The 25,613-nt window shown below is 62.1% G+C and carries 23 protein-coding genes and 2 pseudogenes; 13 read left to right on the top strand and 12 right to left on the bottom strand.

All coding sequences use genetic code 11. From position 1 onward, the window contains the following. From HX786_RS06125 to arnC, 7 genes are read right to left on the bottom strand one after another with little or no spacing between them, the layout of a single operon-like run. Complete coding sequence (locus HX786_RS06125; protein WP_102369058.1) at positions 1–1,380, bottom strand: UDP-glucose/GDP-mannose dehydrogenase family protein; 1,380 nt, start codon at positions 1,378–1,380, stop codon at positions 1–3. Then, positions 1,377–1,790 (bottom strand): 4-amino-4-deoxy-L-arabinose-phosphoundecaprenol flippase subunit ArnF, encoded by a 414-nt coding sequence (arnF, locus tag HX786_RS06120; protein ID WP_177021107.1) that lies wholly within the window; start codon positions 1,788–1,790, stop codon positions 1,377–1,379. The genes HX786_RS06125 and arnF overlap by 4 nt, the downstream gene beginning before the upstream one ends. Beyond that, positions 1,787–2,134: a 4-amino-4-deoxy-L-arabinose-phosphoundecaprenol flippase subunit ArnE gene (gene arnE, locus HX786_RS06115; protein ID WP_003217625.1), complete on the bottom strand. Its 348-nt coding sequence runs from the start codon at positions 2,132–2,134 to the stop codon at positions 1,787–1,789. Before arnE ends, arnF begins: the two co-directional genes overlap by 4 nt. Then, positions 2,131–3,786: a lipid IV(A) 4-amino-4-deoxy-L-arabinosyltransferase gene (gene arnT, locus HX786_RS06110; protein ID WP_178911835.1), complete on the bottom strand. Its 1,656-nt coding sequence runs from the start codon at positions 3,784–3,786 to the stop codon at positions 2,131–2,133. Before arnT ends, arnE begins: the two co-directional genes overlap by 4 nt. Beyond that, on the bottom strand, positions 3,783–4,667 hold the full coding sequence (gene arnD, locus HX786_RS06105) for a 4-deoxy-4-formamido-L-arabinose-phosphoundecaprenol deformylase (protein WP_023658828.1): 885 nt from the start codon (positions 4,665–4,667) through the stop codon (positions 3,783–3,785). Before arnD ends, arnT begins: the two co-directional genes overlap by 4 nt. After that, positions 4,667–6,658 carry a bifunctional UDP-4-amino-4-deoxy-L-arabinose formyltransferase/UDP-glucuronic acid oxidase ArnA gene (gene arnA / locus HX786_RS06100; RefSeq protein ID WP_177021104.1) on the bottom strand — a complete coding sequence of 664 codons (1,992 nt, stop codon included), beginning with the start codon at positions 6,656–6,658 and terminating at the stop codon, positions 4,667–4,669. The genes arnD and arnA overlap by 1 nt, the downstream gene beginning before the upstream one ends. Then, positions 6,655–7,689, bottom strand: a complete 1,035-nt coding sequence (gene arnC, locus HX786_RS06095) for an undecaprenyl-phosphate 4-deoxy-4-formamido-L-arabinose transferase (protein ID WP_003217633.1) — start codon at positions 7,687–7,689, stop codon at positions 6,655–6,657. Before arnC ends, arnA begins: the two co-directional genes overlap by 4 nt. Before the next feature lie 468 nt (positions 7,690–8,157). On the opposite strand from arnC, the gene HX786_RS06090 reads away from it, so the two are divergent. The 3 genes from HX786_RS06090 to HX786_RS06080 all read left to right on the top strand — a co-directional run bounded on the left by HX786_RS06090 (position 8,158) and on the right by HX786_RS06080 (position 10,304). Next, positions 8,158–8,946 (top strand): M949_RS01915 family surface polysaccharide biosynthesis protein, encoded by a 789-nt coding sequence (locus tag HX786_RS06090; RefSeq protein WP_178911834.1) that lies wholly within the window; start codon positions 8,158–8,160, stop codon positions 8,944–8,946. Between the two features lie 103 nt (positions 8,947–9,049). Continuing rightward, positions 9,050–9,964, top strand: coding sequence for a tyrosine recombinase XerC (gene xerC, locus HX786_RS06085; RefSeq protein ID WP_087692998.1), 915 nt, complete (start codon positions 9,050–9,052; stop codon positions 9,962–9,964). 115 nt (positions 9,965–10,079) lie between these two features. After that, positions 10,080–10,304, top strand: coding sequence for a DUF2188 domain-containing protein (locus HX786_RS06080; protein ID WP_087692997.1), 225 nt, complete (start codon positions 10,080–10,082; stop codon positions 10,302–10,304). A 119-nt stretch (positions 10,305–10,423) separates the two neighbouring features. On the opposite strand, the pseudogene HX786_RS06075 reads toward HX786_RS06080, so the two are convergent. After that, positions 10,424–10,735 (bottom strand): annotated as a pseudogene (locus HX786_RS06075) (SDR family oxidoreductase); the annotation flags it as partial. Here HX786_RS06075 and HX786_RS06070 point away from each other — a divergent pair. Beyond that, a pseudogene (locus tag HX786_RS06070) lies at positions 10,736–10,885 on the top strand (DUF2188 domain-containing protein); the annotation flags it as partial. A gap of 119 nt (positions 10,886–11,004) precedes the next feature. Here the strand turns inward: HX786_RS06070 and HX786_RS06065 are convergent. Together HX786_RS06065 and HX786_RS06060 are read right to left on the bottom strand one after the other, a co-directional pair. Then, positions 11,005–11,862, bottom strand: coding sequence for an SDR family oxidoreductase (locus HX786_RS06065; RefSeq protein WP_003217640.1), 858 nt, complete (start codon positions 11,860–11,862; stop codon positions 11,005–11,007). 99 nt (positions 11,863–11,961) lie between these two features. Further along, the gene (locus HX786_RS06060; protein ID WP_008433423.1) at positions 11,962–12,234 is read right to left on the bottom strand and encodes a DUF2790 domain-containing protein; all 273 of its coding nucleotides are present in this window, start codon (positions 12,232–12,234) and stop codon (positions 11,962–11,964) included. Positions 12,235–12,463: 229 nt separating this feature from the next. Between HX786_RS06060 and HX786_RS06055 the strand changes: the two genes are divergently transcribed. The 9 genes from HX786_RS06055 (at position 12,464) to HX786_RS06015 (ending at position 22,738) form a co-directional block, all read left to right on the top strand. After that, positions 12,464–15,385, top strand: a complete 2,922-nt coding sequence (locus tag HX786_RS06055) for a TonB-dependent receptor (RefSeq protein ID WP_178911833.1) — start codon at positions 12,464–12,466, stop codon at positions 15,383–15,385. A gap of 169 nt (positions 15,386–15,554) precedes the next feature. Then, entirely contained in the window at positions 15,555–16,316 is a 762-nt protein-coding gene (locus HX786_RS06050) for a GntR family transcriptional regulator (protein ID WP_008433419.1), read from the top strand. Continuing rightward, positions 16,313–18,043: a fumarate reductase/succinate dehydrogenase flavoprotein subunit gene (locus HX786_RS06045; protein ID WP_003217648.1), complete on the top strand. Its 1,731-nt coding sequence runs from the start codon at positions 16,313–16,315 to the stop codon at positions 18,041–18,043. The genes HX786_RS06050 and HX786_RS06045 overlap by 4 nt, the downstream gene beginning before the upstream one ends. Before the next feature lie 40 nt (positions 18,044–18,083). Further along, complete coding sequence (locus tag HX786_RS06040) at positions 18,084–18,329, top strand: ferredoxin family protein (RefSeq protein WP_003217650.1); 246 nt, start codon at positions 18,084–18,086, stop codon at positions 18,327–18,329. Positions 18,330–18,451: 122 nt separating this feature from the next. Then, positions 18,452–19,858 carry an ABC transporter substrate-binding protein gene (locus tag HX786_RS06035; RefSeq protein ID WP_178911832.1) on the top strand — a complete coding sequence of 469 codons (1,407 nt, stop codon included), beginning with the start codon at positions 18,452–18,454 and terminating at the stop codon, positions 19,856–19,858. A 12-nt stretch (positions 19,859–19,870) separates the two neighbouring features. Then, a complete protein-coding gene (locus HX786_RS06030; protein WP_003217654.1) occupies positions 19,871–20,653 on the top strand; it encodes an ABC transporter permease in 783 nt (260 codons plus the stop codon). Then, on the top strand, positions 20,653–21,492 hold the full coding sequence (locus HX786_RS06025; protein WP_177052033.1) for an ABC transporter ATP-binding protein: 840 nt from the start codon (positions 20,653–20,655) through the stop codon (positions 21,490–21,492). Before HX786_RS06030 ends, HX786_RS06025 begins: the two co-directional genes overlap by 1 nt. Then, positions 21,489–22,442, top strand: coding sequence for a HEAT repeat domain-containing protein (locus tag HX786_RS06020; protein WP_178911831.1), 954 nt, complete (start codon positions 21,489–21,491; stop codon positions 22,440–22,442). Before HX786_RS06025 ends, HX786_RS06020 begins: the two co-directional genes overlap by 4 nt. After that, a complete protein-coding gene (locus HX786_RS06015; protein ID WP_003217658.1) occupies positions 22,439–22,738 on the top strand; it encodes a DUF971 domain-containing protein in 300 nt (99 codons plus the stop codon). The genes HX786_RS06020 and HX786_RS06015 overlap by 4 nt, the downstream gene beginning before the upstream one ends. Positions 22,739–22,777: 39 nt before the next feature. On the opposite strand, the gene HX786_RS06010 is transcribed toward HX786_RS06015, so the two are convergent. Further along, the gene (locus HX786_RS06010; RefSeq protein WP_003217660.1) at positions 22,778–24,169 is read right to left on the bottom strand and encodes a GntP family permease; all 1,392 of its coding nucleotides are present in this window, start codon (positions 24,167–24,169) and stop codon (positions 22,778–22,780) included. A gap of 120 nt (positions 24,170–24,289) precedes the next feature. After that, entirely contained in the window at positions 24,290–25,597 is a 1,308-nt protein-coding gene (gene hisD, locus HX786_RS06005) for a histidinol dehydrogenase (protein ID WP_003217662.1), read from the bottom strand. Positions 25,598–25,613: the final 16 nt, after the last annotated feature.

Raw genomic sequence — 25,613 nt, 5'->3', positions numbered from 1 at the left:
TCAGGCTTCCTCGGCCTGAGGCGCCCAGTTTTGCTGGGGGATCGGCAAGTTGCAGGAATCGCCGCGGCCCATCGGGAAGTACTGGATGCCTTTGCGTGCCAGGCGTTCGCCGTCGTACAGGTTGCGGCCGTCGAAGATCACCGGGGTTTTCAGGCGTTGCTGGATCAGGTCGAAGTCCGGTGCCTTGAACTGTTGCCATTCTGTGCAGATGATCAAGGCGTCAGAGCCACTCAGGGTGGATTCCGGGGTGCCCATCAGCATCAGGCGCGGGTCATCACCGTAGATGCGCTGGGTTTCCTGCATGGCTTCCGGGTCAAACGCACGTACATTGGCGCCGGCGGCCCACAAGGCTTCCATCAGCACCCGGCTTGGCGCATCGCGCATGTCGTCGGTGTTGGGCTTGAACGCCAGGCCCCACAAGGCGAAGGTCTTGCCGCGCAGGTCGCCCTTGAAGAATGCATTGGCGCGTTCGAACAGCTTGCTCTTCTGGCGCTGGTTGATGGCTTCCACGGCTTCCAGCAGGTCGCTGGAGCAGTTGGCGGCCTTGGCGCTGTGGATCAGGGCGCGCATGTCCTTGGGGAAACACGAGCCGCCATAACCGCAGCCTGGGTAGATGAAGTGGTAGCCGATACGCGAGTCGGCACCAATGCCCAGGCGCACGGCTTCGATGTCGGCGCCCAGGTGTTCGGCCAGTTCGGCGATCTGGTTGATAAAGCTGATCTTGGTGGCCAGCATGCAGTTGGCGGCGTACTTGGTCAGTTCGGCGCTGCGCAGGTCCATGAAGATGATGCGGTCGTGGTTGCGGTTGAACGGTGCATACAACTCACGCATCACCTCGCGCACTTCTTCACGTTCGCAGCCGATGACGATCCGGTCCGGGCGGCGGCAGTCGGCAACGGCCGAGCCTTCCTTGAGGAATTCCGGGTTGGAGACGATATCGAACTCCAGGTGGCGGCCGGCAATGCGCAGGGCTTTTTCCATGTGCGCACGCAAGGTGTCGCCGGTGCCTACGGGTACGGTGGATTTTTCCACGAGGATCACCGGGTCGATACGGTGGCGAGCCACTGCATCGCCCACGGACAGCACGTATTTCAGGTCGGCCGAACCGTCTTCATCGGAGGGGGTGCCCACGGCGATGAACAGCACTTCGCCATGTTCGACGGCGAGTTTTTCATCATAGGTAAACGTCAGGCGTCCGCCTTCGAGGTTTTCCTTGACCATGGCCGCCAGCCCCGGCTCGAAGATGCTCACGTGGCCCTGTTGCAGCAGCTTGACCTTGTTCTCGTCAACGTCCATGCAGATGACATCGTGGCCGACTTCGGCCAATACGGTGGCCTGCACCAGACCGACGTAACCACTACCAAATACACTGATTTTCATGGGGCATTCCTGGGACTTGTGGTGCTAGCACGACGAGAGTTGATAGTCAGGACTCCGAGAATGACCAAGGCCACTCCCGCAGTTTTTGAAAGCGAAAAATGTTCGTTGAACACCGGCAGGCTGGCGGCCAGCAGGTAGACCAATGCGTAGCTGATGCTGAGCAGCGAGTAGGCACGGCCCAGCGGCAGGTCTTTGAGCGCGCCAAGCCAGCAGAGCATCGACAGGGCATAGGCGATGATCGCCAGGATCACCACGCCCAGTGCGCCGAGGTCGATGGCACCCGTGTTGAGTGCTGTCAGCCATTCGGTGGGCAATGGCAGGCGCGTCATGCTCCAGCGCATGCCCAACTGGGCACCGCTGACCAGTGCCACGCTGCCCAGGGCCAGGGCAAAACCGCGAGCGCGACTCATACCTGACGCCCCAGCAGCACCACACCGGCAATCACCAGCAGCACGCCGAACCAGTGGCGACCATCGATGTGTTCGTGGAACACAAAGCGCGCCACCAGGGTGACCAATACAAAGTTGAGGCTCAGCATCGGGTAGGCGATGCCGACTTCCAAACGTTGCAGCACCAGCAGCCACACCAGCAAACCCAGGCCCAGGCACACCAGCGCCGACCACAGCCACGGCGAGCGCAGCTTCAGGGCCCAACCGTCGGGCTGGTCACGCCAGCCTTCCACGGCAAACTTCTGGGACACCTGGCCCATGCAGGTCAGCAGGCAGGCACCTAACAACAGCAACAGAGTGGTCATGGCGCGCTCTGCGGGAAGATCAGAATCACGATATTGCCCTGCTCGTAACGCTTGCCGTCTTTGGGCAGCAGGTCCACTTCCTGGCGTTCGTCGTCACCCTTGACCCGCATCACCACGCCCACCGAGCCTTGCTTGCGCGCCTCGCTCATCCATTGCTGGACGCTGGCGGCATCGATCTTGCGGTAAGCGGTGTCCGGGAAGGCGATGCCGTATTTCACTTCGCCAACGGTGTTGTAGAGCATCACTTCAGGACGCTGCAGGCGCCATGACAAGGCCGATGCGGCGCCGAGGTCGTTGCTCAGCAACGCAGTGGTCGGCTGCAGCTCCTGGAGGTGGTCGATGATGAACTGGTCGGGGGTCTTGTTATAAACCACCGAGTGCGGCAACGCGGCCGGCACCAGCGCCACCAGCAACCAGCTGCCCATCACCGGTGCGGCCCACATGTGCAACGGGCGGGCGGCTTGCAGCAGGTTGGCGATGATCCAGCCGAACAGGAAGACGAACACCAGCACCAGGCTGAGTGTTTCCTGGCCGTGCTCGTACACCGGTTTTTTCAGCTGGAACCAGGTCAGGGCCAGCAACGCCAATATGCCAATGACCAGATTCACCCAGCCGTTGATGCGCAGTACGCGGCCACGGGCCTGGGCCAGTTTGTCGGCGAGGGTATGCCCCATCAGCAGCGCCAGTGGCAGCAGGCACGGCATGATGTACGACGGCAGCTTGCCCTTGGCCAGGCTGAAGAACGCCAGCGGCATCAGCAGCCACAGCAGCAGGAAGGCGACCTTGCTGTTGCGTTTTTCCAGCCATGCCTGCTTCACGGTGGACGGCAGCAACGCCATCCACGGCAGGGTGAACGCAACCATCAGCGGCAGGTAATACCAGAAGGGCTCGGAGTGCTGGGCGTCGTCGCCGGCAAAGCGCTGGATGTGCTCGTGCCAGAAGAAGAAATTCCAGTAGTCCGGTTCCTGGGCATGCACCATCAGCGCCCAGGGCAGGCTCACGACAATCGCCACCACCACGGCCACCAGGCCATAGGTGAGCAGTTCACGAATGCGTTTTTGCCAGAGCACGTAGGGCAGGGCGATCAGCACCGGCAGCAACCAGGCAAGGAAACCCTTGGTCATGAACCCCATGCCGCAGGCGAACCCGAGCAAGGCCCACGACCACAGGCGGCCGCGGGTGGTGGTGCTGTCGAAGCAGAACCACAGCGCCGCCCCGGTCAGGTTGACCCAGAAGGTGAACTGCGGGTCGAGGTTGGCATAGCCCGCCAGGAACGCGACGCTGACAAAACTCATGTACAGCACGGCGCTGACCAGGCTCTTGCGCGGGTCGTTCCACAAACGCCGGGCCACGAAATACACCAGCAGGATGCTCAAGCCAGTGCTCAAGGCCGAGGCAAAACGCACGCCGAACAGGTTCTGCCCGAAAATCGCCTGGCCCAGCGCGATCATCCAGTACCCGGCCGCCGGTTTCTCGAAGTAGCGAATCCCCATGAAGTGTGGCGAGGCCCATTTGCCGGTCAGCAGCATTTCCTGGCTGATCTGCGCATAGCGGGTTTCGTCGGGAATCCACAGCCCGTGGGTGGCCAACGGGATCAGGTAGAACACCCCGAAGGCCAGCAGGAGCAGGGGCAGGGCCCAGCGCCGGATCATGCCTTTTGCACTCCGAGCCAGCCTTCACGGCCGCTCAACGCACCACGCACCAGCTGTTGCTGGGGCAGGGTGGTGAGGTCGGCGGGCAACAGGTCGCCCAACGGTTTGAACGCGATGCCGCGCTGCCCTGCCTGGGCGAGCAACTGGCGAAAATCATTGGCCATCAGAATCCCTTCTACTTCTGCGTGGATCGTATAGACGTTGAGCTTCGACGGCTTGAAGCGGTCGAGGATGTAGCTATTGAAATCCTTGGCGGCCACCACCGGGCCCACGACTTCGTCGAAGGTCGGCATGTCCACCGGAATTTGTGGCGTGCCGGCACTGCCATCCGCCAGGGTCGGCCGGAACAGGCTGGTACCACGGCAATCGCTGTTGTAGCGGAAGTTGAACTGTTGCTTGGCTTGCACCACGCGCTCATCGGCACGCCAGCCGGCGGCGGCTGAGCAGTCGATGGGTTCACCGAGGATGTCGCTCAAGGTGTCGACGCCACGGCGAATCTGCTCGATCAGCTGTGCATCGCTCCAGCGCCCGGTGTTGGCTTGCCAGCCGTGATGATCCCAGGCGTGCAGCCCGACTTCATGCCCGGCGGCCTTGGCCTGGCGCATCAGGTGCCCCAGGTCGCGACCAATGGGTTTGCCCGGCCACGCGGTGCCGGCCAGCAAAATGTCCCAGCCGTACAAACCGGCAGCGTTGGAGCGCAGCATCTTCCACAGGAACTGCGGACGGATCAGGCGCCACAAGTGGCGCCCCATGTTGTCCGGCCCGACGCTGAAGAAGAAGGTCGCCTTGACCCCGGCTTCGTCGAGCGACTCCAACAACCTTGGCACCCCTTCGCGGGTGCCTCGGTAGGTGTCGACGTCGATGCGTAGACCCGCTTGCATCAGCGCTTGTCCGCGATTTCGAGCATGGCTTCACGCAGGAAGAAATCCAGGGTGTTGCCGATGGTTTCGCTCATCTCCACGGTAGGCTCCCAGTTCAGCAGGCGCTTGGCGTTGTCGATGCTTGGCTTGCGGTGCGCCACGTCCTGGTAACCGGTGCCGTAGAACGCCTTGCTCTCTACGTCGCGGAAACCGGCGAACGGAGGGAAGTTGCTGCGCAGCGGGTGAGCTTCGAACTGACGCAGCAGTTCTTCGCCCAACTGACGGATGCTGGCTTCGTTTTCCGGGTTGCCGATGTTGATGATCTGGCCGTTGCAGTTGTCGTTGTCGTTATCGATGATGCGCGCCAGGGCTTCGATACCGTCGGCGATGTCAGTGAAGCAACGCTTCTGCTCGCCACCGTCGAACAGACGGATCGGCGTGCCTTCCACCAGGTTCAGGATCAGCTGGGTGATGGCGCGGGAGCTGCCGATGCGGGCCGAGTCCAGGCGGTCGAGGCGCGGGCCCATCCAGTTGAACGGACGGAACAGGGTGAACTTCAGGCCCTTGTCGCCGTAGGCCCAGATCACGCGGTCCAGCAGTTGCTTGGAGACCGAGTAGATCCAGCGCTGCTTGTTGACCGGGCCCACCACCAGGTTGGAGGTGTCTTCGTCGAAGTACTGGTCCTGGCACATGCCATACACTTCGGAGGTCGACGGGAAGATCACGCGCTTGTTGTACTTCACGCAGTAGCGAACCAGTTTCAGGTTCTCTTCGAAGTCCAGTTCAAATACGCGCAGCGGGTTGCGGGTGTATTCGATCGGGGTGGCGATGGCCACCAGCGGCAGGACCACGTCGCACTTCTTGATGTGGTACTCGATCCACTCGGAGTGGATGCTGATGTCGCCTTCCACATAGTGGAAATTCGGGTGGCTGCGCAGGCGCTCGATGGCGTCGGAGCCGATGTCCAGGCCGTAGATTTCGTAACGGTCGTCACGCAGCAGGCGCTCGGACAGGTGGTTACCGATGAAACCGTTCACGCCCAGGATCAGCACGCGGGTACGACGCGGCTTGCGGCCGGACTCGGCGCCGCGCAGTACGGAACCGTCCACCAGGCCCAGTTCATCCGCCAGGGATGGGCCGGCCAGGTACAGGCCGTTCTCGTTGCGCTGGCCGGACTTGACCACCAGGGAGTCTTCACCGCAGGCGATGCGCAGCGGGTTGACGCTGATCACGCGGCCTGGCGCCAGGCCTTCGTTGCCCTTGACGACTTCGGCGTTCCAGACGATCAGCTTGTGCTCGCCCACGGCGCAGAAGGCACCCGGGTACGGTTGGGTAACGGCGCGAACCAGGTTGAACAGCTCTTCAGCCGGTTTTTTCCAATCCAGTTTGCCGTCAGCGGCGGTGCGACGACCGAAGTAGGTGGCCTTGCTTTCGTCCTGGGCGGTTTCGGTCAGCTTGCCTTGAGCCAGTTGCGGCAGGGCATCGCGCAGCAGGTTGGTGGCGGCGTCACGCAGTTTGGCGTGCAGGGTCAGGCCGGTGTCGGTGCGCTCGATCACGACTTTCTGCTGGGCCAGGATCGCGCCGGCATCGGCACGCTTGACCATGCGGTGCAGGGTCACGCCGGTTTCGGTTTCGCCGTTCACCAGCACCCAGTTGGCCGGTGCGCGGCCACGGTACTTAGGCAGCAGGGAGCCGTGCAGGTTGAACGCGCCTTTCTTGGCGGTGGCCAGCAGGGCTTCGCTCAGCAGGTTGCGGTAGTAGAACGAGAAGATGTAGTCCGGGTTCAGCTTGGCGATGCGCTCGATCCACAGCGGGTGGTTGGCGTCTTCCGGGGCGTGTACCGGGATGCCATTGCGGGCGCACAGCTGGGCGACGGAACCGTAGAAATTGTTTTCCTTGGGATCATCGGCATGGGTGAACACGGCAGCAATTTCGTAACCCGCATTGAGCAGGGCTTCAATGCCAGCACAGCCAATATCGTGGTAAGCGAAGACAACAGCGTTTGAATTCATGACGAAACCTGATCGGAAGGAGAAGTAGAGGTGTGGGAGGACGTCAGGCCGTCGACCGTAAAGGTCTCGGCCGGTGCTGCCGGTTGGTTGCGCAGCACTTTTTCGATAAAGAACCGTGGGCGGGCCCGCACATCGCTGTACATGCGGCCGAGGTATTCACCCAGGAGGCCCATGCCGATGAACTGGCCACCGGTGAACACGAACAATACGGCGAACAGCACGAACATGCCGTCGCCGGCCCAACCGGAACCGAAAGCGATACGCAGCACGATCAGTGCAAAGGCGAAGAGCATGCCCAGGGCCGCCAGGCTGAAACCGACGATGCTCAACAGGCGCAATGGCGTGGTGGTCATGCAGGTCAGCAGGTCGAACATCAGGCTGATCAGGCGCATCGGGCTGTATTTGGACTCGCCGTGTTCACGCTCGGCGTGATGCACCAGGATTTCCGTGGTGTGGCGCGCAAAGCTGTTGGCCAGGATTGGGATAAAGGTGCTGCGCTCGCGGCAGGCCAGCATGGCGTCGACGATGGTGCGGCGATAAGCACGCAGCATGCAGCCGTAGTCGCTCATGGCCACGCCGGTGGAGCGTTGCACGGCGAGGTTGATCAGGCGCGACGGCCAGCGGCGGAAGGCCGAGTCCTGGCGGTTGTTGCGCACGGTGGCAACCACGTCATAGCCCAGGGCGGCCTGTTCGACCAAACGCGGGATTTCTTCCGGCGGGTTTTGCAGGTCGGCGTCCAGGGTGATCACCACGTCGCCCCGGCAATGCTCGAAGCCGGCCATGATCGCGGCGTGCTGGCCGTAGTTGCGGTTGAGGATCACCGCCACTACATTGCTGCCTTCGAGCGCGGCGGCGTCTTCCAGCAATTGCGCGGAGTTGTCGCGGCTGCCGTCGTCCACCAGGATGATTTCGTATTCGTAAGCCAGTTGTTTGCAGGCCGCCATGGTGCGGCGCAGCAGTTCAGGCAGGCTTTCTTGTTCGTTGTAGACCGGGATAACGATCGACACGCAATGAATTGGATAGGGTTTCAAAGATTCATTACCTCGGGGGTTAGAGCAACTTGGAGCGTAAAGACAGCAGTTATCGTCAGCCTCGGATGCCGGGCATCCGATCAAAGATAGCGTTGATTTGTGGCATTCATTCGACAGTCCTGACAGGTCACAGTGGGTCTTCCATGGCTTACGTGAGTAAAGACCAAAATGCTCAAAGGTAAAGCGGAATCAACGAGTTAACCTGCAAAGTACGGTTCGTTCTCAAGTCGTGCCGCCAAGATTAAGCGCAAAAATGTTCAACGAATATGAAACGCAGATGAAAAAGTCGTTTTTTTGGCAGGTAGACAGCTAGGGTTCAGGTAAACAGCAGAAGCACGGACAACGCTGTGCCGATGAGGCGAGAAGGGCCGGTAGCTTTTTCCGCGCGCGGGCTGGTTCCTGAAGAATCTTCTCTGCAATGCCGCGCAAGTGCCGGTAAAGTAAGCCATCTCTTGCCAGGGCAGTCGGATGAATAGCGTGCAGCGTTTACGGCCAATGTTGATGGTGTTGTTGATGACGGTGGCCTGGGCCACGAGTGTGCGGGCCGATGACGGCGTGGCACTGACGTCCATCGACCAGGTGCCCGATGGCGTAGAAGTGCGGGGTAAACAGGTCGGCGCCTTCGTCTGGAGCGACAAACAGGGCAAGAACCTGTTGGTAATCGCAGAGCAAGTCAGCGAACGCGACGACGACGGTGCGCAGTCGGCCTTTGTCTACGCCGCCCAGTACCTGCTCGACGGTGACCGGCCCAAGCGCCTGTGGATGCTCTACGACGACGTGCAGCATTGCGAGTTCGATGCCGGCGCGCACTTCAACAGCGACGCCACCCGGGTCACCGACCTGCTGGGCGATGGCATCAGCCAGGTCACCGTAGGGTATAGCCGCACCTGCACCAGTGACGTCAGCCCCAATGATTTCAAGCTGATCATGCACATCGGCAAGTCGCAGAAGTACCGCCTGCGCGGCATCGACCGCTATGGCGCCAGTTGGTGGGATGAAGACGCCGGCGCCCTGCAAGGCATGCCGTTGCCCAAGGATTGCAGCATCGCCGCCCAACAGGCGCTGGTCAGCCAGTACAAGGAGCAGGGTACCGAGCTGCCGCTTCCTGGCTGTTACGGCGACGAAGAAGATTTTGCCAAGGCGCCCAAACCGTACCTGGAGTTCATGCGCCAGCACTGGTTTGCCTTGATGCAGAAGCAGGACACCGACTGGAGCCAGCAGCAGACGCCAGCCCCGGCGGAAGACGATCAGGAATAGCCCCGGGGATTGACCTGCGCTAGACTCGGCGCTCGCCAATTCACTAAATATGTCGATTAAACAGATGGTTAGTCGACATATTTAATCCAAAGGCTGATCTACCTTGACTGAGTCTACCCGCAACCCGCTGACCCTCTATCTCACCCGCCTGGCGCCCTCCAGCCAGCTGACCATGCGCTACGTGCTGCAGGACGCCGCCGACCGCCTGGGTTTTGAAGACATCAACCTCGAAGATATCGACTGGCACCTGCTGCAGCCCGAACACGTCATGGCCCTGGTGGCGGTGCTGCGGGAAGACGGGTATGCGCCGAACACCTCATCGCTGTACGTCAACGCCGTGCGCGGGGTGATGAACGAAGCCTGGCGCATGAGCCTGATCAGCCAGGACCACCTGCTGAAGATGCGCTCGGTCAAGGCCATGGCCGGCACGCGGCTGAGCCAGGGGCGCAACCTGCGGCGTACGCTGATTCGTGAGTTGATGGAAGTCTGCGCCGCCGATCCGCGCCCCCAGGGCCTGCGGGATGCGGCGGTGATCGGGATCCTGTATGGCTCGGGCATGCGCAAGTCAGAATCGGTGAACATCGAGCTGGGCCAGGTCAACTTTGACGAGCGCAGCCTGCAGGTTACCGGCAAGGGCAACAAGCAATTGATCAAGTACGCACCGGCCTGGGCCTTTGCCAAGCTGGAGGCGTGGCTGGCGTTTCGCCGCAGCCAGTTGAAACCGGGTGAGCAGGACGACGGTTTCCTGTTCAACCGGATTCGCCGGGGCAGCCATATCACCCGCGAGCGCATCACCAAACACGCGATTTACTACATCGCCCGCCAGCGTGGGGAACAGGTCGGCGTGAAAATCATGCCCCATGATTTCCGCCGTTCGTTTATCACGCGGGTCATTGAAGAGTACGACCTGTCGATCGCCCAGAAGCTGGCGCACCACACCAATATCCAGACCACCGCCACCTACGATGTGCGCGACGACAATGAGCGGCGCAGGGCCGTGGATCGGTTTGACCTGTAGGGCCGCCCGTAACCTGGCCCGCCAACTGCCTTGAACTCTGCCCGGCAGCCGCGCTCGCAATAGTAGGGCGCGGGTTTTGCCGCGTGCCGTGTTTATTCAGTCGAAGGAGCAGACCATGGATACCTACAACATCAACAAGACCGGCACCGGTTGGGCGTTGACCAAGCAGGGCTCGGCACGGCCGTCGAAAACGGCGGAGACCAAGGAGGCGATCGTTGAGTTGGCGAAAGAGTTTCTCAGCGACAAGCCGGCGTCGCTGAGGATTCACAGCATGGATGGGCGGATTCAGGAAGAAAGAACCTATCCGCGCAAGGCTGACCCGACACGATCTCCGGGCTGACCGAGCACCCAATGTGGGAGCGGGCTTGCTCGCGAAGGCGGTGGTTCAGTTACACATGCATTGCCTGACACTCCGCCTTCGCGAGCAAGCCCGCTCCCACACTGGATTTGCATCCGACCCTAGAGAATCGGCTTGCCGCCCGTCACCGCATACCGCGAGCCCGAGATGTAACTCGCCTCATCCGACGCCAGCAACACATAGATCGGTGCTACTTCCACCGGCTGGCCGGGGCGGCCCAGCGGTGTCTCGCTGCCGAAGCTGTTCACGTCTTCGTCCGGCATCGTCGAGACAATCAACGGCGTCCAGATCGGCCCCGGCGCCACGCTGTTCACGCGGATGCCCTTGCTGCCCAGCAGTTGCGCCAGGCCACCGGTAAAGTTCGCAATCGCGCCCTTGGTGGCGGCGTAAGCCAGCAACGTTGGCTTGGGCATACGGCAGAGACCAAGGAGGCGATCGTTGAGTTGGCGAAGGAGTTTCTCAGCGACAAGACGGCGTCGCTGAGGATTCACAGCATGGATGGGCGGATTCAGGAAGAAAGAACCTACCCGCGCAAGGCTGACCCGACACGATCTAAGGGCTGACCGAGCACCCAATGTGGGAGCGGGCTTGCTCGCGAAGGCGGTGGTTCAGTTACACATGCATTGCCTGACACTCCGCCTTCGCGAGCAAGCCCGCTCCCACACTGGAATTGCATTCGACTCTAGAGAATCGGCTTGCCGCCCGTCACCGCATACCGCGAGCCCGAGATGTAACTCGCCTCATCCGACGCCAGCAACACATAGATCGGTGCCACTTCCACCGGCTGGCCGGGGCGGCCCAGCGGTGTTTCGCTGCCAAAGCTGTTCACGTCTTCGTCCGGCATCGTCGAGACAATCAATGGCGTCCAGATCGGCCCCGGCGCCACGCTGTTCACGCGGATGCCCTTGCTGCCCAGCAGTTGTGCCAGGCCACCGGTAAAGTTTGCAATCGCGCCCTTGGTGGCGGCGTATGCCAGCAACGTTGGCTTGGGCATATCGGAATTCACTGAGCTGGTATTGATGATCGACCCGCCGGCCTTCATATGTGGCAGCGCCGCCTTGCAGATGCGAAACATCGCGGTGATGTTGATATCGAAGGTCTTGACCCATTCCTCGTCGGGTATCTCTTCGAGGGTCTCGTGGGTCATCTGGAATGCGGCGTTATTGACCAGCACGTCGATCCGCCCGAACTGCTCGACGGTCTGGTCGACAATCGCCTGGCAGTTGGCTTTTTGCGCGAGGTCGCCGGGCAGCAGCAGGCATTGGCGGCCGGCTTCTTCAACCCAGCGTGCGGTTTCCTTCGCGTCCTCGTGTTCGTCCAGGTAGGCGATGGCCACATCGGCACCTTCGCGGGCAAAGGCAATCGCCACGGCGCGGCCGATACCGCTGTCGGCGCCGGTGATCAGGGCGATCTTGTTGGCCAGGCGGCCGGAGCCGGTGTAGCTCTTCTCGCCGCAGTCGGGATAGGGGTCCATCTTCTTCTGCGAACCGGGAACGGATTGGGCCTGGCTGGCGAAAGGTGGGCGTGGGTAGTCAGTCATCTCAATCTCCATAGATCACAACGGGTTCTATGGATTAGTGATTTTCAGCTGCCGGATAGTTGTAATCGATGCCGGCCGAGCCCGACGAATGGTTTGCGCTCAACCGTGCTGGCAGGCATCGCCCAGGCGCATGTAGTCCAGTTCATGACGCACGCCGTGGCTGTCGATGTAGACCATGTGACCCTTGACCGGCCCGCACTCGGTGGAGGATTCGGTACTGACGCGCACCACCTTGGCGATGTCCAGGTCCTGGGAATAGTCGTACGCCTCGCTGGCGGGGGCGTTGGCACTCACAGTGGGTGCCGGGGTTTCGCCCTGGGCGAAGGCAAGTGTGCTGAACAGGCCCAGCACGGCGATAAGCAGATAACGCATGAGAACCTCCGACACCACGAAGGTGGTGGCTTGACTGTGGGGTTCATTCTACAAAGCGCCTGGCGCGGGGATGAACGCTTGCGGGCCAATAGAAGACATCAGCCAAATCGATGCAGCAAGCCTCTTATAACCGGTTATAAACTCATAGCATCTTCGCCTAAACGCAGCCCTATAAATATCCGTCTGCCGCTGCTCATCCCTGTAGACACATACAACAGGGAGCTCCTCGATGTTTTTATTCAAACAACAACTACCAAGGCTGACGCTGGCGGCGGCGCTGGCGATGGGAGTGTGCACGACATCGGTGATGGCCCAGGAAGTGGCCGGCCAGGTGTTCACCTTCGATATCGCTGGCGGCCCGCTTGATACGGTGCTGCTGGATATCTCCCGGCAGACCGGGGTGATGATTTCGTTCAATCAACAGTGGGTGCAGGGCAAGCGCAGTGCCGCCATCCGCGGCGATTTGGGCAGCCTGCAAGCGGTGGACAAGGCATTGCAGGGCAGTGGCCTGCAAGTAAGCGACAGCGAACAGGGACTGACGGTGCATCCAGCACCCGTGACGTCCACCAGCGTCGCACCGGCCGAGGGCAAAAGTACTGATTACCGCCTGGAAAAAGTCACGGTGACCGGCTCGGCGATTCGCCGGGTGGACGCGGAAACGGCAGTGCCGGTAACCATCCTGCGGGTCGAGCAATTGCGCGAGCAGGGTGTGAGCACCACCGAGGAGTTGATCAACCGCATTTCGGCCAACCAGTCTGCCGTTGGCTCCGGGCGTTCGGTGGGCTCCAGCAGCGGCGGTGCGGCGTATGCCGACTTGCGCGGGATTGGCGCGAACAAAACCCTGGTGCTGCTCAATGGCCGGCGCCTGAGCAACAACGCCGTCAACACCACCAACGGTTCCGGGGTGGACTTGAACACCATCCCGTTCGCCGCCATCGACCGCGTGGAAGTCCTGCGCGATGGCGCCTCGGCACTGTACGGCACCGATGCGATTGGCGGGGTGATCAACTTCATTACCAAGACCAGCCTCACCGGTGGGCAACTTTCCACCAACTACGATTCGCCCACACGCTCCGGGGGCGGCGACAGCCATAACTTCAGTGGCAGCTACGGTTTCGGCGACCTTGAAGAGGACCGCTTCAACGTGTTCGGCGTGGTCAGCTACGACAAGCAGACGCGCCTGGCGGCCAAGGACCGTGACTTCACCTACAACTACCAGCCAGGTCGCGGCCTGGATTTCACCTCCGGCACCGCCGCGCCGGCCAACTGGAGCCAGGGCAGCAACGCGACCAACCCGCTGGCCGGCTCCGGTTGCAATTCCCCCGGGCTGCTGTCACGCAATGGCATCTGCCGCCAAAGCCTGTGGAGTTACCTGGACCTGGTGCCGGAAACCGAAAAAACCTCGGCCTTTGCCAAAGCCACCGGCAAGCTGGCCGATGACCATACCGTCAGCCTCGAATACTTCTGGGCGCGCAACGAAAGCCGCACGCAGATTGGCCCAGGCACCCTGATGGGGGCCCAGGTCAATCCGGGTACGCCTTTCTATCCGGGCAACGGCATCACCCCGGGGCCCACGGGTTTCGCCCTGGACCCGACACAGCCGGTAGACGTGAACTGGCGTGAAACCGATGCCGGCGCGCGCAAGCACGAAGATGACAACACCAGCCAGCGCCTGCTGCTGAGTTTCGAAGGTAATGTGGCGAACTGGGACTACAACGTCGGCGCGTCCTACAACCAGAACAAAGTGGTGCAAACCATTCTTGACGGCTATGTAAACGACCAGACCATCAGCCAGGGGATTGCCAATGGTGTGATCAACCCGTTCGGGCCGCAGAGTGAAGCGGGCAGGGCGTTGCTCGCCTCCAGCCGCGTCGATGGCGATTACGCCACTGCCGTGGGCCGAGTGAAGAGTATCGACGGGCGCGTAAGCCGTGAAATCGGCGACTGGTTCGGTGCGGGGCCGACGGGCCTGGCGCTGGGCGGTGAATATCGCAAGGAGGATTTCCACCAGGATTTCGCCCAGTTTGCCGAGACCGTGCAGAGCCTGGGCGTAGACCCCAATGGCGCGGTGCGCGGCAATCGCAGCGTGTCGGCCGAGTACGCCGAAGTCAACGTGCCGGTGCTCGAAAGCCTGGAACTGTCTGCCGCCGTGCGTCATGACAAATACAGCGACTTTGGCAGCACCACCAACCCGAAATACTCGTTCCGCTTCCAGCCGTTCAAGGAACTGGTGGTGCGCGGTGCCTACAGTGAAGGCTTCCGTGCGCCGTCGCTGTATGAGTTGTACAACCCGACCTACACCAGCTACACCGTGGCCAACTACAACGACCCGCGCCTGTGCCCGGGCGGCACCCCGGCCAATGGCGGGATCGGCAACCGCGACTGCGCCCAGCAGTTCCGCCGGCAAAGCGGGGGCAACGGCAGCTTGAGCCCGGAAACCGCACGTAACGTGACCTTTGGTTTCGTGTTCCAACCGATCGAGCGCCTCAGTGCCGGCCTGGATTTCTGGTGGATCACCATCGCCAACCAGATTGCCGAATTTCCTGAATCGTCGGTATTCGACGACCCGGATGCCTACGGCGACCGCCTGATTCGCAAGGCGGATGGCTCCATCGATCACATCGTTACCGGCCTTGCCAACCTGGGTAAGACCAAGACCAACGGCGTGGATGTGAGTTTCGACTACCGCTTCCCGAGCACCGCCATCGGTGACTTCGGCATCGGCCTGCAAGGCACCTACGTCAACGAATACAAATACCAGCAGGAGCTCAAGGGCGACTACATCGACAAACTCGGTGATTTCCGTGGCGGCGAGTTCTCCACCGCGGGCGCCGTTGCGCGTTGGCGCCACAGCCTGACCGGTACCTGGGCCCGCGGACCGCTGGGCGTCAGCCTGACCAACCGCTACACCAGTGGCTATCACGACTCGGACCCCGACACCCACGACTCCGTAGGCTCCTACAACGTCTGGGACCTGGCGGGTACCTACAACTGGAGTAAGTCCCTGGCCGTCACGCTGGGCGCGAAAAACCTGTTTGACCGCGCGCCGCCGTTCAGCAACCAGACCTATGCGTTCCAGAGCGGGTACGACCCGAAATACGCCGACCCGTTTGGCCGCATCCTCTATACCCGAGTCAGCTATAACTTCTGATTGTTCATCCGCTTCAGACACTGCGCTATAAAACCGACGGATCCGCTGCGCCTGCCTCGCAGGTGCAGCGGGTTTCGCCGGTCCATAACCTTATTCCAAAACGGTATTTCCAGGCTTTTCATAAGACTCCTTATGATCACGTCATAACTCGTTATGACAAGTGGTCCTGATGAACGAATCAACCGTCGCCTTATCCCCTCTGTCCAGCGTTCCGCTGCATGCCCAACTGCGGGACCTGCTGCGCAGCCGCATCCTTGATGGTGAGTACGCGCCGAACACCCAGATGCCTTCCGAGAGCGAACTGGGCACGCGCTTCAAAGTCAGCCGCATCACCGTGCGCCAGGCCCTGGGTGATCTGCAAAAGGAAGGCCTGATCTACAAGATCCACGGCAAAGGCACCTTTGTTTCCAAACCCAAGGCTTATCAGAACGTCAGCACCCTGCAGGGGTTGGGCGAGTCCATGACCGAGCGCGGCTATGAAGTGATCAACCGCCTGCGCAGCTACCGCTTCGTGCCCGCCGACAAGCTGGTGGCCGAGCGCCTGGGCGTGGAGGAGGGCAGCACTGTCGCGCAGATCAAGCGGGTACGGCTGATCAACCGCGAGCCGGTGTCGCTGGAAATCACCTACCTCAGCCAGGCCCTGGGCGAACGCCTGGAAAACGCCGACCTGGTGACCCGCGACATCTTCCTGATCCTGGAGAACGACTGCGGCTTGCAACTGGGTCACGCCGACGTGGCGATTGACGCGGTACTCGCCGACAGCGAGCTGACCCAGGCGCTGAACGTCGAGGCCGGCTCGCCGATCATGCGCATCGAACGCCTGACCCACACCGCAGACGGTCAGCCCGTGGACTTCGAACACCTGTATTACCGTGGCGACGCGTTTCAGTATCGCCTGCGCATCGACCGTCAGCGAGGTAGTCGCCCGTGAGCCGCCAAACCCTGGAACTGGAATACGACATCGTGGTGATCGGCGGCGGTACAGCCGGCCCCATGGCGGCGATCAAGGCCAAGGAGGCCAACCGCGATCTGCGCGTATTGCTGATCGACAAGGCCAACGTCAAGCGCAGCGGCGCCATCAGCATGGGCATGGACGGCCTCAACAACGCGATCATTCCCGGCCACTCCACGCCGGAGCAGTACACCAAGGAAATCACGATTGCCAACGACGGCATCGTCAATCAGGCGGCGGTGTACGCCTACGCGACCCACAGTTTTGAAACCATCGAGCAGTTGGACCGCTGGGGCGTGAAGTTCGAGAAGGACGAAACCGGCGATTACGCGGTGAAAAAAGTCCATCACATGGGCGCCTACGTGTTGCCGATGCCTGAAGGGCACGACATCAAGAAGGTGCTGTATCGCCAGCTCAAGCGCGCCCGGGTCAGCATCACCAACCGCCTGGTGTGCACCCGCTTGCTGACCGACAGCGAAGGCGCGGTGAATGGCGTGATGGGTTTTGACTGCCGCACTGCGGACTTCCAGGTGATCAAGGCCAAGGCGGTGATCCTCTGCTGCGGCGCGGCCGGCCGCCTGGGCTTGCCGTCCTCGGGTTACCTGATGGGCACCTATGAAAACCCGACCAATGCCGGCGACGGCTACGCCATGGCCTACCACGCCGGAGCCGAACTGGCGAACCTGGAGTGCTTCCAGATCAACCCGCTGATCAAGGATTACAACGGCCCGGCGTGCGCCTATGTCACCGGCCCCTTGGGCGGCTACACCGCCAACAACAAGGGTGAACGCTTCATCGAGTGCGACTACTGGAGCGGGCAGATGATGTGGGAGTTCCACCAGGAACTGGAAAGCGGCAACGGCCCGGTGTTCCTCAAGCTCGATCACCTGGCGGAGGAAACCATCCAGAACATCGAGCAGATCCTGCACAGCAACGAGCGCCCCAGCCGTGGCCAGTTCCACGCCAACCGAGGCACCGACTACCGCAGCCAGATGGTCGAGATGCATATCTCCGAGATCGGCTTTTGCAGCGGGCATTCGGCGTCGGGCGTGTGGGTCAACGAGCGCGCGGAAACCTCGGTCAAGGGCCTGTATTCAGCGGGCGACATGGCGGCGGTGCCACATAACTACATGCTCGGCGCGTTCACCTATGGCTGGTTTGCCGGCACCAACGCGGCAAGCTTTGTGGCCGGGCGCGAATTCAGCGCGGTGGATGCCCGGCAAGTGGCCGCCGAGCAGGCTCGGGTCTATGCGCCACTGGACCGCGAAACCGGTCTGCCGCCGGCCCAGGTCGAGTACAAGCTGCGGCGCTTCGTCAACGATTACCTGCAGCCGCCCAAGGTCACCCGCAAGATGGAAATCGGCTTGCAACGCTTCGCCGATATCGAGCGCGACCTGGACCAGATGAAGGCGCACAACCCCCATGAATTGATGCGCGCCATGGAAACCAGCGTGATCCGCGACTGCGCCGAAATGGCTGCCCGCGCCTCGCTGTACCGCGCCGAAAGCCGCTGGGGCCTGTACCACTACCGGGTCGATCACCCGCAACGCAACGACGCCGACTGGTTCTGCCATTGCCACCTGAAAAAGGGCGAGGACGGGCAGATGGTCAGCTTCAAGAAACCCGTCGAGCCCTATGTGATCCCGCTGGATGCCGAAGAGATGCAGGCTTACGACCGCCTGCGCGTAGGGGCTGACGCCGCCTGAATGTGCCCCCCCAAGCTCGCTCACCACAGGACACCGTGAAATGGCCTATCAGCCCCAGGAAATATTCTTCCGCTCCAACGCCCCGGTAACGGTGGACGAGGACAAGTGCATCGCCGAAAAAGGCTGCACGGTCTGCGTCGACGTGTGCCCGATGGACCTGTTGGCGATCAACCCGGCAACGCAGAAGGCGTATATGGCGTTCGATGAATGCTGGTACTGCATGCCCTGTGAAAAAGATTGCCCCACCGGCGCCGTCAAGGTCGAGATTCCGTACCTGTTGCGCTGAGACCTGCCGCAAACGCCATCCGCCAACCCCGGACGCAGCCCTAGCCACACCCCCTCGTTTCCCACCGCGCCAGACCGTGGCGGAGACGATTCCTTCAACCATGATTCGAGGGGAACTACCCAATGTTATTGCGCGCAACCCTGGCCGGCCTGGTGCTGGCTTGCTTGAGCCTGTCGGCCCAGGCACAAACGATCCGGGTGGCCATCGGCACCCAGGACACCACCATCAACTGTGCCGCGGGCGGCTTGCTGATCCGCGAGCTGGGGTTGCTGGACAAATACCTGCCGCACGACGGCAAGTACAAGGACGCGACCTACGACGTGCAGTGGAAAAACTTCACCAGTGGCGCGCCGCTGACCAATGAAATGGTCGCCGGCAAACTGGACTTTGGCGCAATGGCCGACTTCCCCGGTGCCTTCAACGGCGTAGCGTTCGAGGCGGCGGGCAAGCACAGCCTGTTCATCAGCGTGTTGTCGGGCAACATCAAGGGCAGCGGCAACGGCATTGTGGTGCCGATCGCTTCCAGCGCCCAGTCCCTGGCGGACCTCAAAGGCAAGACGATTTCCGTGCCGTTCGCCTCCACGGCCCATGGCATGTTGCTGCGCGCTGTTGCGGCCCAGGGCTGGGACCCGCTCAAGGACGTCAACATCATTGCCCAGGCGCCCGAAGTGGCAGGCTCGGCGTTGCAGGCCAACAAGATCGACGCCCATGCCGACTTTGTGCCGTTCGGCGAACTGTTCCCCAACCGTGGTTTCGCCCGCAAGATCTACGACGGCTCGCAATCCAACACCCCGACGTTCCACGGCGCGCTGGTGGACGAAAGTTATGCCAAACAGTACCCGGAAGTGGTCGTCGCCTACCTGCGCGCGAGTATCGAGGCCAATCAGTTGCTGGCCGCAGAGCCGGAGAAGTACAGCGAGCTGATCGAAAAAGTCACCGGCGTCGAAGCCGAGGTCAACTACCTGTTCCATGGCCCGCTGGGCGTGCAGACCCGTGACTTGAGCTGGAAACCCGAATACCGCCAGGCCGTGGGCACCGCGATCGACACCCTCAAGCTGCTGAAAAAGGCCGACCGTGGCCTGGACCTCAATACCTTTATCGATGACCAGTACATCCGTGCCGCGTTCAAGGCCTCGGGCCTGGACTATGCGGCGCAATTGGGCAACTACGCCCAGGCCCCGCTGGAGGCCAACGACGCCCTGAGCGGCGCGCCGATCACTGACTGGAAGCACGTCGCGCAAATCTGGGTCAAGGGTGAGCCCAAGGTGCGTGATTACGCGTCGGCCGAGGCGGCGTTCACCGCGCTGGACAGCCTGAACAAACAGGGCAAGGCGGTGCGCGCCGTGTATGCCCAGGCCGAAGACAGCGGCATCAAGCTGCTGGCGAGCCAGGCCTGGTTTGCCACCAACCAGCACGGCCAACTCAGTGCATTCCTGCTCAAGGGCCAGGCGCAGCAATTTGCCCAGGCCCAGGGCGGCAAGGTGTTCAACTTCACCGACGCCGGCGCGCAGGCCGTTGCCGGTCGCTGAGGGAGCGTGTTCATGACAAGCACCCCATGGCGCTGGCTGCCCAAGGCCGCTTCCTTGCTGTTGTGCCTGCTGTTCTGGCAGTTGGCGGCCAGCCAGCACTGGAACCTGTGGCTGGTGACGTTTGCCAATGTGCCCACGCCGGGCTCCGTGGTGCAGGCTGCCCTGGGGCTGGCGGACTCGGGCAAGCTTGTGCGGCACTTGAGCGCAAGCCTGACCCGGGTGTTCGAGGGCTACCTGGCGGCCGCGCTGGTGGGGATCGGCCTGGGCATCGCGATTGGCCGCTGGAAGTGGGCGGAAGACCTGCTGTTGCCGCCGCTGGAGGTGATCCGGCCGATCCCGGCGGTGGCCTGGATTCCGCTGGCGATCCTGATGTTCCCGTCGTCGGAGCTGTCGATGATCTTCATCACCTTCACCGGCGCGCTGTTTCCGGTGCTGCTCAATACGGTGCATGGCGTGGAAGGCGTCGATCCTCGGCTGATCGCCTCGGCGCGCAGCCTGGGGGCAGGGCGCCGGGCGATCCTGCTGGAGGTGATTTTGCCGGGCGCCGCGCCGAGCATCATCACCGGCCTGGCGATTGGCATGGGCACTTCGTGGTTCTGCCTGGTGACGGCGGAAATGATCTCCGGCCAGTACGGTATCGGCTATTACACCTGGGAGTCCTACACCATCCAGAACTATGCCGACATTGTCGTTGGCATGCTGTTGATCGGCGTGCTGGGCATGGGCAGCAGCCTGTTGGTCAAGCGTCTCGGCGCACTGTTCACTCCCTGGCATCGACCACGAGGTAAAGCCTGATGAGTCATCTTGAAGGCCGTGTCGACATACGCGGCTTATCCATTGTATTGGGCGAACAGCAGCAGGCATTCGAGGCGGTGAAAGCCCTGGATTGCAGGATCGAGCCGGGGCAGTTCGTGTGCATCCTCGGCCCGTCCGGGTGTGGCAAGTCGACCTTGCTCGGCGCACTGGCCGGGCATCTCACGCCAAGCCAGGGCACGCTGGAAATGGATGGCCGGCCGGTTGCCGGCCCGTCCCAGCAACGGGGCATGGTGTTTCAGCAACACACGCTGTTCCCCTGGCGTTCGGTGCGCGAAAACGTTGCCTTCGGCCTGAAGATGCGCGGCGTAGGCAAGGCCGAGCGCCTGGCCGCCGCCGATGAGATCCTTCACCTGGTGGGCCTGGAAGGTTTTGCCGAGCGCTGGCCCAACCAGCTGTCGGGTGGCATGCAGCAGCGGGTGGAAATTGCCCGGGTATTGATCAATCGTCCCGGCCTGCTGTTGATGGATGAACCGTTCGGCGCGCTGGATGCCCTGACCCGCATGAAGATGCAGGCCTTGCTGCTGGACATCTGGACGCGCATCCGCACCACCGTGGTGTTTGTCACCCATGACATCGACGAAGCGCTGTTCCTGGCCGACCGCATCCTGGTCATGAGCCCGCGCCCCGGGCGCATCATCGAGGATTTCCAGCTGACTTTCCCAAGGCCGCGCAGCACCGAACTGATGACCTCGCCGGAATTTACCCACCTCAAGCGCCATTGCTTGGAGCTGCTGCACCACGAAGATGGTCGCCAGTTACCACGGCTGAACCCGCTCGGGCTACCCAACGATCACCCAAGACCGCGATTTGCCATATGACCTATGAAACCGAAAAACCCGACATCCAAGCCCTGCGCCCGCGGCTGCAAGCGCCGGATGCCGGCATGCGCCGGATCGCCCTGATTGACCTGGCTGACCTGGAAGACCCCGACGGCCTGGTGTGGCTGGTGGACAGCCTGCGCCACGACCCGGCCACCGACGTGCGCGCCCAGGCTGCCAGCCTGCTGGAGGCGTGGGAAGAAGACGCAGTGGTCGAGGCGCTGTGCCAGGCGCTGACCGACACTGAAGCGACGGTACGTGATGCCGCCGCCCAGAGCTTGAGCGTACTCAAGACGACGCAGGCGGGCCGGCTGTTATTGCCGTGGGCCACCCACGCCGACGCGAGCGTGCGCACGGCAATCTTCCGTGCCCTGCGCGAGTTGCGCCTTGAAGCGGCGGCGCCGTCGGCAATGCTGGCGCTGAACGATACCGATGCGGGGGCGCGCCGCGAAGCGGTCGGTGTGCTCGGCTGGCTCAAGCACCTGCCGGCATTGGACGCCCTGGCGAGGTTGGCCAGCAGCGATCCGGACACCGAGGTCCGGCGTGCCGCCACCGGCGCCCTCGGCCTGGCCAGTGATGAGCGGGTACTGCCGGCGCTGTATGAAGCGTTGCAGGACGCCACCTGGCAAGTACGGGAAGAGGCCGCGACCACCTTGGGCAAAGTCGGTAGCACCCGCGCGGGCGACGCCTTGATCACGGCGCTGGCCGATGACTACTGGCAAGTCCGCCTGCGCGCCACCCGCAGCCTTGGGCGCCTGCGGTATGCACCGGCGTTGCCGGCGCTGCTCCTGACGTTGGGCCACAGCATCAGCAACCTGCGCAAGGAAGCCGCCCTGGCGCTGGGCGAGTTGGGCGACCGACAGGCCCTTGGCCCGCTGCGTGATGCGGCCGACGATGGCGACCCGGAAGTACGCAAGGCGGTGCGCATTGCCCTGGCACAACTGCAATGAACAGTGCACCGAACGGCATTGGCCGCGATGATGATGGGCGCTTGAGGCTGGAATGGCGCGACGGCGTGCAATGGATCGACCACGCTCGCCTGCGCCGTGAATGCCCGTGCTCGCAGTGCCGGGCCTTTCGGTTGAGAGGCATGCCGCCGCTGGTGTCGGACCGTGTCCGGGTGCTGGAGGTCCATCCCCAGGGGTATGGCGTGCAGTTGATTTTCAGCGATGGGCACCAGCGGGGGATTTACCCGTGGGCTTATTTGGCACAGATGGAGCCCCAGGCCGGGGCTCCGTCGGACTAAAACAACGCGGCGGTATAACTTCCCGTCACACGGTCCGGATCAAACAAGCCCCGTGAGGTAGTACACGCCAATCACGAAAAACGCCGCCAGTACCTTGAAGATCGTCATGCCGAAAATGTCTTTATAGGCCTGGCGGTGAGTCAGGCCGGTGACCGCCAGCAAGGTGATGACCGCGCCGTTGTGGGGCAGGGTGTCCATGCCCCCGGCAGCCATGGCGGCCACACGGTGCATGACTTCCAGCGGGATATGCGCGGCGTTGGCGGAGGCGATGAAGGTGTCCGACATCGCCGCCAGGGCAATGCTCATGCCACCCGATGACGACCCGGTAATACCCGCCAGCAAGTTAATGGTGATGGCCTGGTTGATCAGCGGATTGGGGATCACCTTGAGCGCTTCAACCACTGCAACGAAGCCAGGCAACGCCGCAATCACTGCGCCAAACCCATATTCCGAGGCGGTATTGAGCGTAGCGAGCATGGCCCCGCCAACGGCGGTGCGGCTGCCTTCGGCGAGTTTGCTGACGAGGGTGCGCCAGGCGAATGCAAAGACCGTGACGATGCCTACCAGCAAGGCCGCCTGGACCGACCAGATGGCGATCATCTTCGATACCTGGGTCTGGATCGGTGCCTTCAGTCCGGGCAGGTCAATTTCATAAATGCTGCCGTACCACTGTGGAATCCAGTGGGTGAAGGCCAGGTTCATCACGCCTACCAACAGCAACGGCAGCAACGCCACTAGCGGGTGGGGCAGGGCGATGTCCTGGGGCGTTTCGGGCTCATTGCGCAGGTCGGTGCCATAACCCTCGCCCGCGCGCCGGGCTTTGCGTCGCTGGCGCTCCAGGTACAGCATGCCGCCGATCAGTACGAACAACGAACCCAGGACTCCCAGCCAGGGCGCCGCCCAGGACGTGGTACCGAAAAACGTGGTGGGAATGATGTTCTGGATCTGCGGCGAACCAGGCAACGCATCCATGGTGAAGGTGAAGGCACCCAGGGCGATCGTTGCGGGCATCAGGCGCTTGGGAATGTTGCTTTGGCGGAACATTTCCGCGGCAAACGGATACACCGCAAACACCACCACGAACAGCGAAACACCGCCGTAGGTGAGCAGCGCACAGACCAGCACAATCACCAGCATGGCCTGGCTGCTGCCGAGCACCTGGATCACGGCTTTGACAATGGAGCGGGAAAAGCCGGACAACTCAATCAACTTGCCAAACACGGCGCCGAGCAAAAACACCGGAAAGTACAGTTTGATAAAGCCGACCATCTTGTCCATGAAAATATCAGTGAACGCCGGCGCAACGGCGCCGGGGTCAGTCAGTAGAACGGCAGCGAGTGCGGCGAGAGGCGCGAAGATAATGACGCTGTATCCCCGATATGCAGCGAGCATTAACGCGAACAACGCCAGCAAGGCGATGATGACACTCATGGGATGTCCTTCGAGGCTGGGCCTTTGGCGCAGAGGGCCAGTGTTGGGCTGCGCGATGGCTATGATTTTTGTTTTTGTCGGGCCGCGCACGTGGCGCGACCCGTTGTAGCCAAGCTGTTTTTATTCTGCGATACCGGCGTAAGGGACGTGCTTGTGGCCGTAGCGACGCACGCGGATGTTGGCCTGTTCGCCATGCCCGGAGAACCCTTCGAGGGCACACAGGCGTGAGCAGTATTCGCCGATGAGGGAGGAGGCTTCGTCGGTCATCACTTTCTGGTAGGTGCAGGTCTTGATGAACTTGCCGACCCATAGCCCACCGGTGTAACGCGCGGCTTTTTTGGTGGGCAGGGTGTGGTTGGTACCAATCACCTTGTCGCCGTAGGAGACGTTGGTGCGAGGGCCGAGGAAGAGGGCGCCGTAGTTGCGCATGTTGTCCAGGAAGAAGTCCGGGTCACGGGTCATGACTTGTACGTGTTCGAACGCCAGGTCATTGGCAATGGCGAGCATCTCCTGTTCGTCTTCAGCGACGATCACTTCGCCGAAGCTTTCCCAGGCCTGGCGCGCAATCCCGGCGGTCGGCAGGATCGTCAGCAAGCGCTCGATTTCAGCCATCGTCTCGCGGGCGAGTTTTTCCGACGTGGTGAGCAGGATCGCCGGGGAATCCGGGCCGTGTTCGGCTTGACCGAGCAGGTCCGTGGCGCAGATTTCACCGTCCACGGTTTCATCGGCGATCACCAGGGTCTCGGTCGGACCGGCGAACAGGTCGATACCGACGCGGCCGAACAATTGACGCTTGGCTTCCGCCACAAACGCGTTGCCCGGCCCCACCAGCATGTCCACCGCAGCAATCGACTGGGTGCCCAGGGCCATGGCGCCGATAGCCTGGATGCCGCCCAGGCAGTAGATCTCGTCGGCACCCGCCATGTGCTGTGCGGCGACAATCGCCGGTGCCGGCTTGCCATGGAACGGCGGGGCGCAAGTGATGATGCGTGGAACCCCGGCGACCTTGGCGGTGATCACCGACATGTGCGCGGAGGCCAACAACGGATACTTGCCACCGGGTACATAGCAGCCCGCCGCGTTAACCGGAATGTGTTTGTGGCCGAGCACTACGCCCGGCAGGGTTTCGACTTCCAGGTCACGCATGCTGTTGCGCTGGTGCTGGGCGAAATTGCGCACCTGGGTCTGGGCGAATTCGATGTCGGTGATGTCGCGCTTGGTCAACTGCGCCATGCAGGCATCGATCTCGGCGCTGGAGAGCCGGTAGTCATCCCGGTCCAGGTTGTCGAAGCGGATCGATAGCTCACGAATCGCGTCATCACCCCGTTCTTCGATGTCTGCCAGGGTCTTTTCGACGGTGTCACGCACCTCACGCGCTGCTGATTTGATGACGGACGCTTCTGCGCCTTTTTTGAGCCAAATTGCCATGGGATGAATTCCTAGC

It is taken from the genome of Pseudomonas sp. 21615526 (assembly GCF_013386245.1).
Classification (GTDB): Bacteria; Pseudomonadota; Gammaproteobacteria; order Pseudomonadales; family Pseudomonadaceae; genus Aquipseudomonas.
Note: the sequence above shows the minus strand (reverse complement) of the source record. Positions and strands in the feature narration are given on the sequence as shown.

Excerpts from the sequence above, each read along its gene's own strand:
- HX786_RS06125 (WP_102369058.1), bottom strand. The coding sequence starts at position 1,380 with ATGAAAATCAGTGTATTTGGTAGTGGTTACGTCGGTCTGGTGCAGGCC.
- arnF (WP_177021107.1), bottom strand. The coding sequence starts at position 1,790 with ATGAGTCGCGCTCGCGGTTTTGCCCTGGCCCTGGGCAGCGTGGCACTG.
- arnE (WP_003217625.1), bottom strand. The coding sequence starts at position 2,134 with ATGACCACTCTGTTGCTGTTGTTAGGTGCCTGCCTGCTGACCTGCATG.
- arnT (WP_178911835.1), bottom strand. The coding sequence starts at position 3,786 with ATGATCCGGCGCTGGGCCCTGCCCCTGCTCCTGCTGGCCTTCGGGGTG.
- arnD (WP_023658828.1), bottom strand. The coding sequence starts at position 4,667 with ATGCAAGCGGGTCTACGCATCGACGTCGACACCTACCGAGGCACCCGC.
- arnA (WP_177021104.1), bottom strand. The coding sequence starts at position 6,658 with ATGAATTCAAACGCTGTTGTCTTCGCTTACCACGATATTGGCTGTGCT.
- HX786_RS06090 (WP_178911834.1), top strand. The coding sequence starts at position 8,158 with ATGAATAGCGTGCAGCGTTTACGGCCAATGTTGATGGTGTTGTTGATG.
- HX786_RS06080 (WP_087692997.1), top strand. The coding sequence starts at position 10,080 with ATGGATACCTACAACATCAACAAGACCGGCACCGGTTGGGCGTTGACC.
- HX786_RS06065 (WP_003217640.1), bottom strand. The coding sequence starts at position 11,862 with ATGACTGACTACCCACGCCCACCTTTCGCCAGCCAGGCCCAATCCGTT.
- HX786_RS06060 (WP_008433423.1), bottom strand. The coding sequence starts at position 12,234 with ATGCGTTATCTGCTTATCGCCGTGCTGGGCCTGTTCAGCACACTTGCC.
- HX786_RS06055 (WP_178911833.1), top strand. The coding sequence starts at position 12,464 with ATGTTTTTATTCAAACAACAACTACCAAGGCTGACGCTGGCGGCGGCG.
- HX786_RS06050 (WP_008433419.1), top strand. The coding sequence starts at position 15,555 with ATGAACGAATCAACCGTCGCCTTATCCCCTCTGTCCAGCGTTCCGCTG.
- HX786_RS06040 (WP_003217650.1), top strand. The coding sequence starts at position 18,084 with ATGGCCTATCAGCCCCAGGAAATATTCTTCCGCTCCAACGCCCCGGTA.
- HX786_RS06035 (WP_178911832.1), top strand. The coding sequence starts at position 18,452 with ATGTTATTGCGCGCAACCCTGGCCGGCCTGGTGCTGGCTTGCTTGAGC.
- HX786_RS06030 (WP_003217654.1), top strand. The coding sequence starts at position 19,871 with ATGACAAGCACCCCATGGCGCTGGCTGCCCAAGGCCGCTTCCTTGCTG.
- HX786_RS06025 (WP_177052033.1), top strand. The coding sequence starts at position 20,653 with ATGAGTCATCTTGAAGGCCGTGTCGACATACGCGGCTTATCCATTGTA.
- HX786_RS06020 (WP_178911831.1), top strand. The coding sequence starts at position 21,489 with ATGACCTATGAAACCGAAAAACCCGACATCCAAGCCCTGCGCCCGCGG.
- HX786_RS06015 (WP_003217658.1), top strand. The coding sequence starts at position 22,439 with ATGAACAGTGCACCGAACGGCATTGGCCGCGATGATGATGGGCGCTTG.
- HX786_RS06010 (WP_003217660.1), bottom strand. The coding sequence starts at position 24,169 with ATGAGTGTCATCATCGCCTTGCTGGCGTTGTTCGCGTTAATGCTCGCT.
- hisD (WP_003217662.1), bottom strand. The coding sequence starts at position 25,597 with ATGGCAATTTGGCTCAAAAAAGGCGCAGAAGCGTCCGTCATCAAATCA.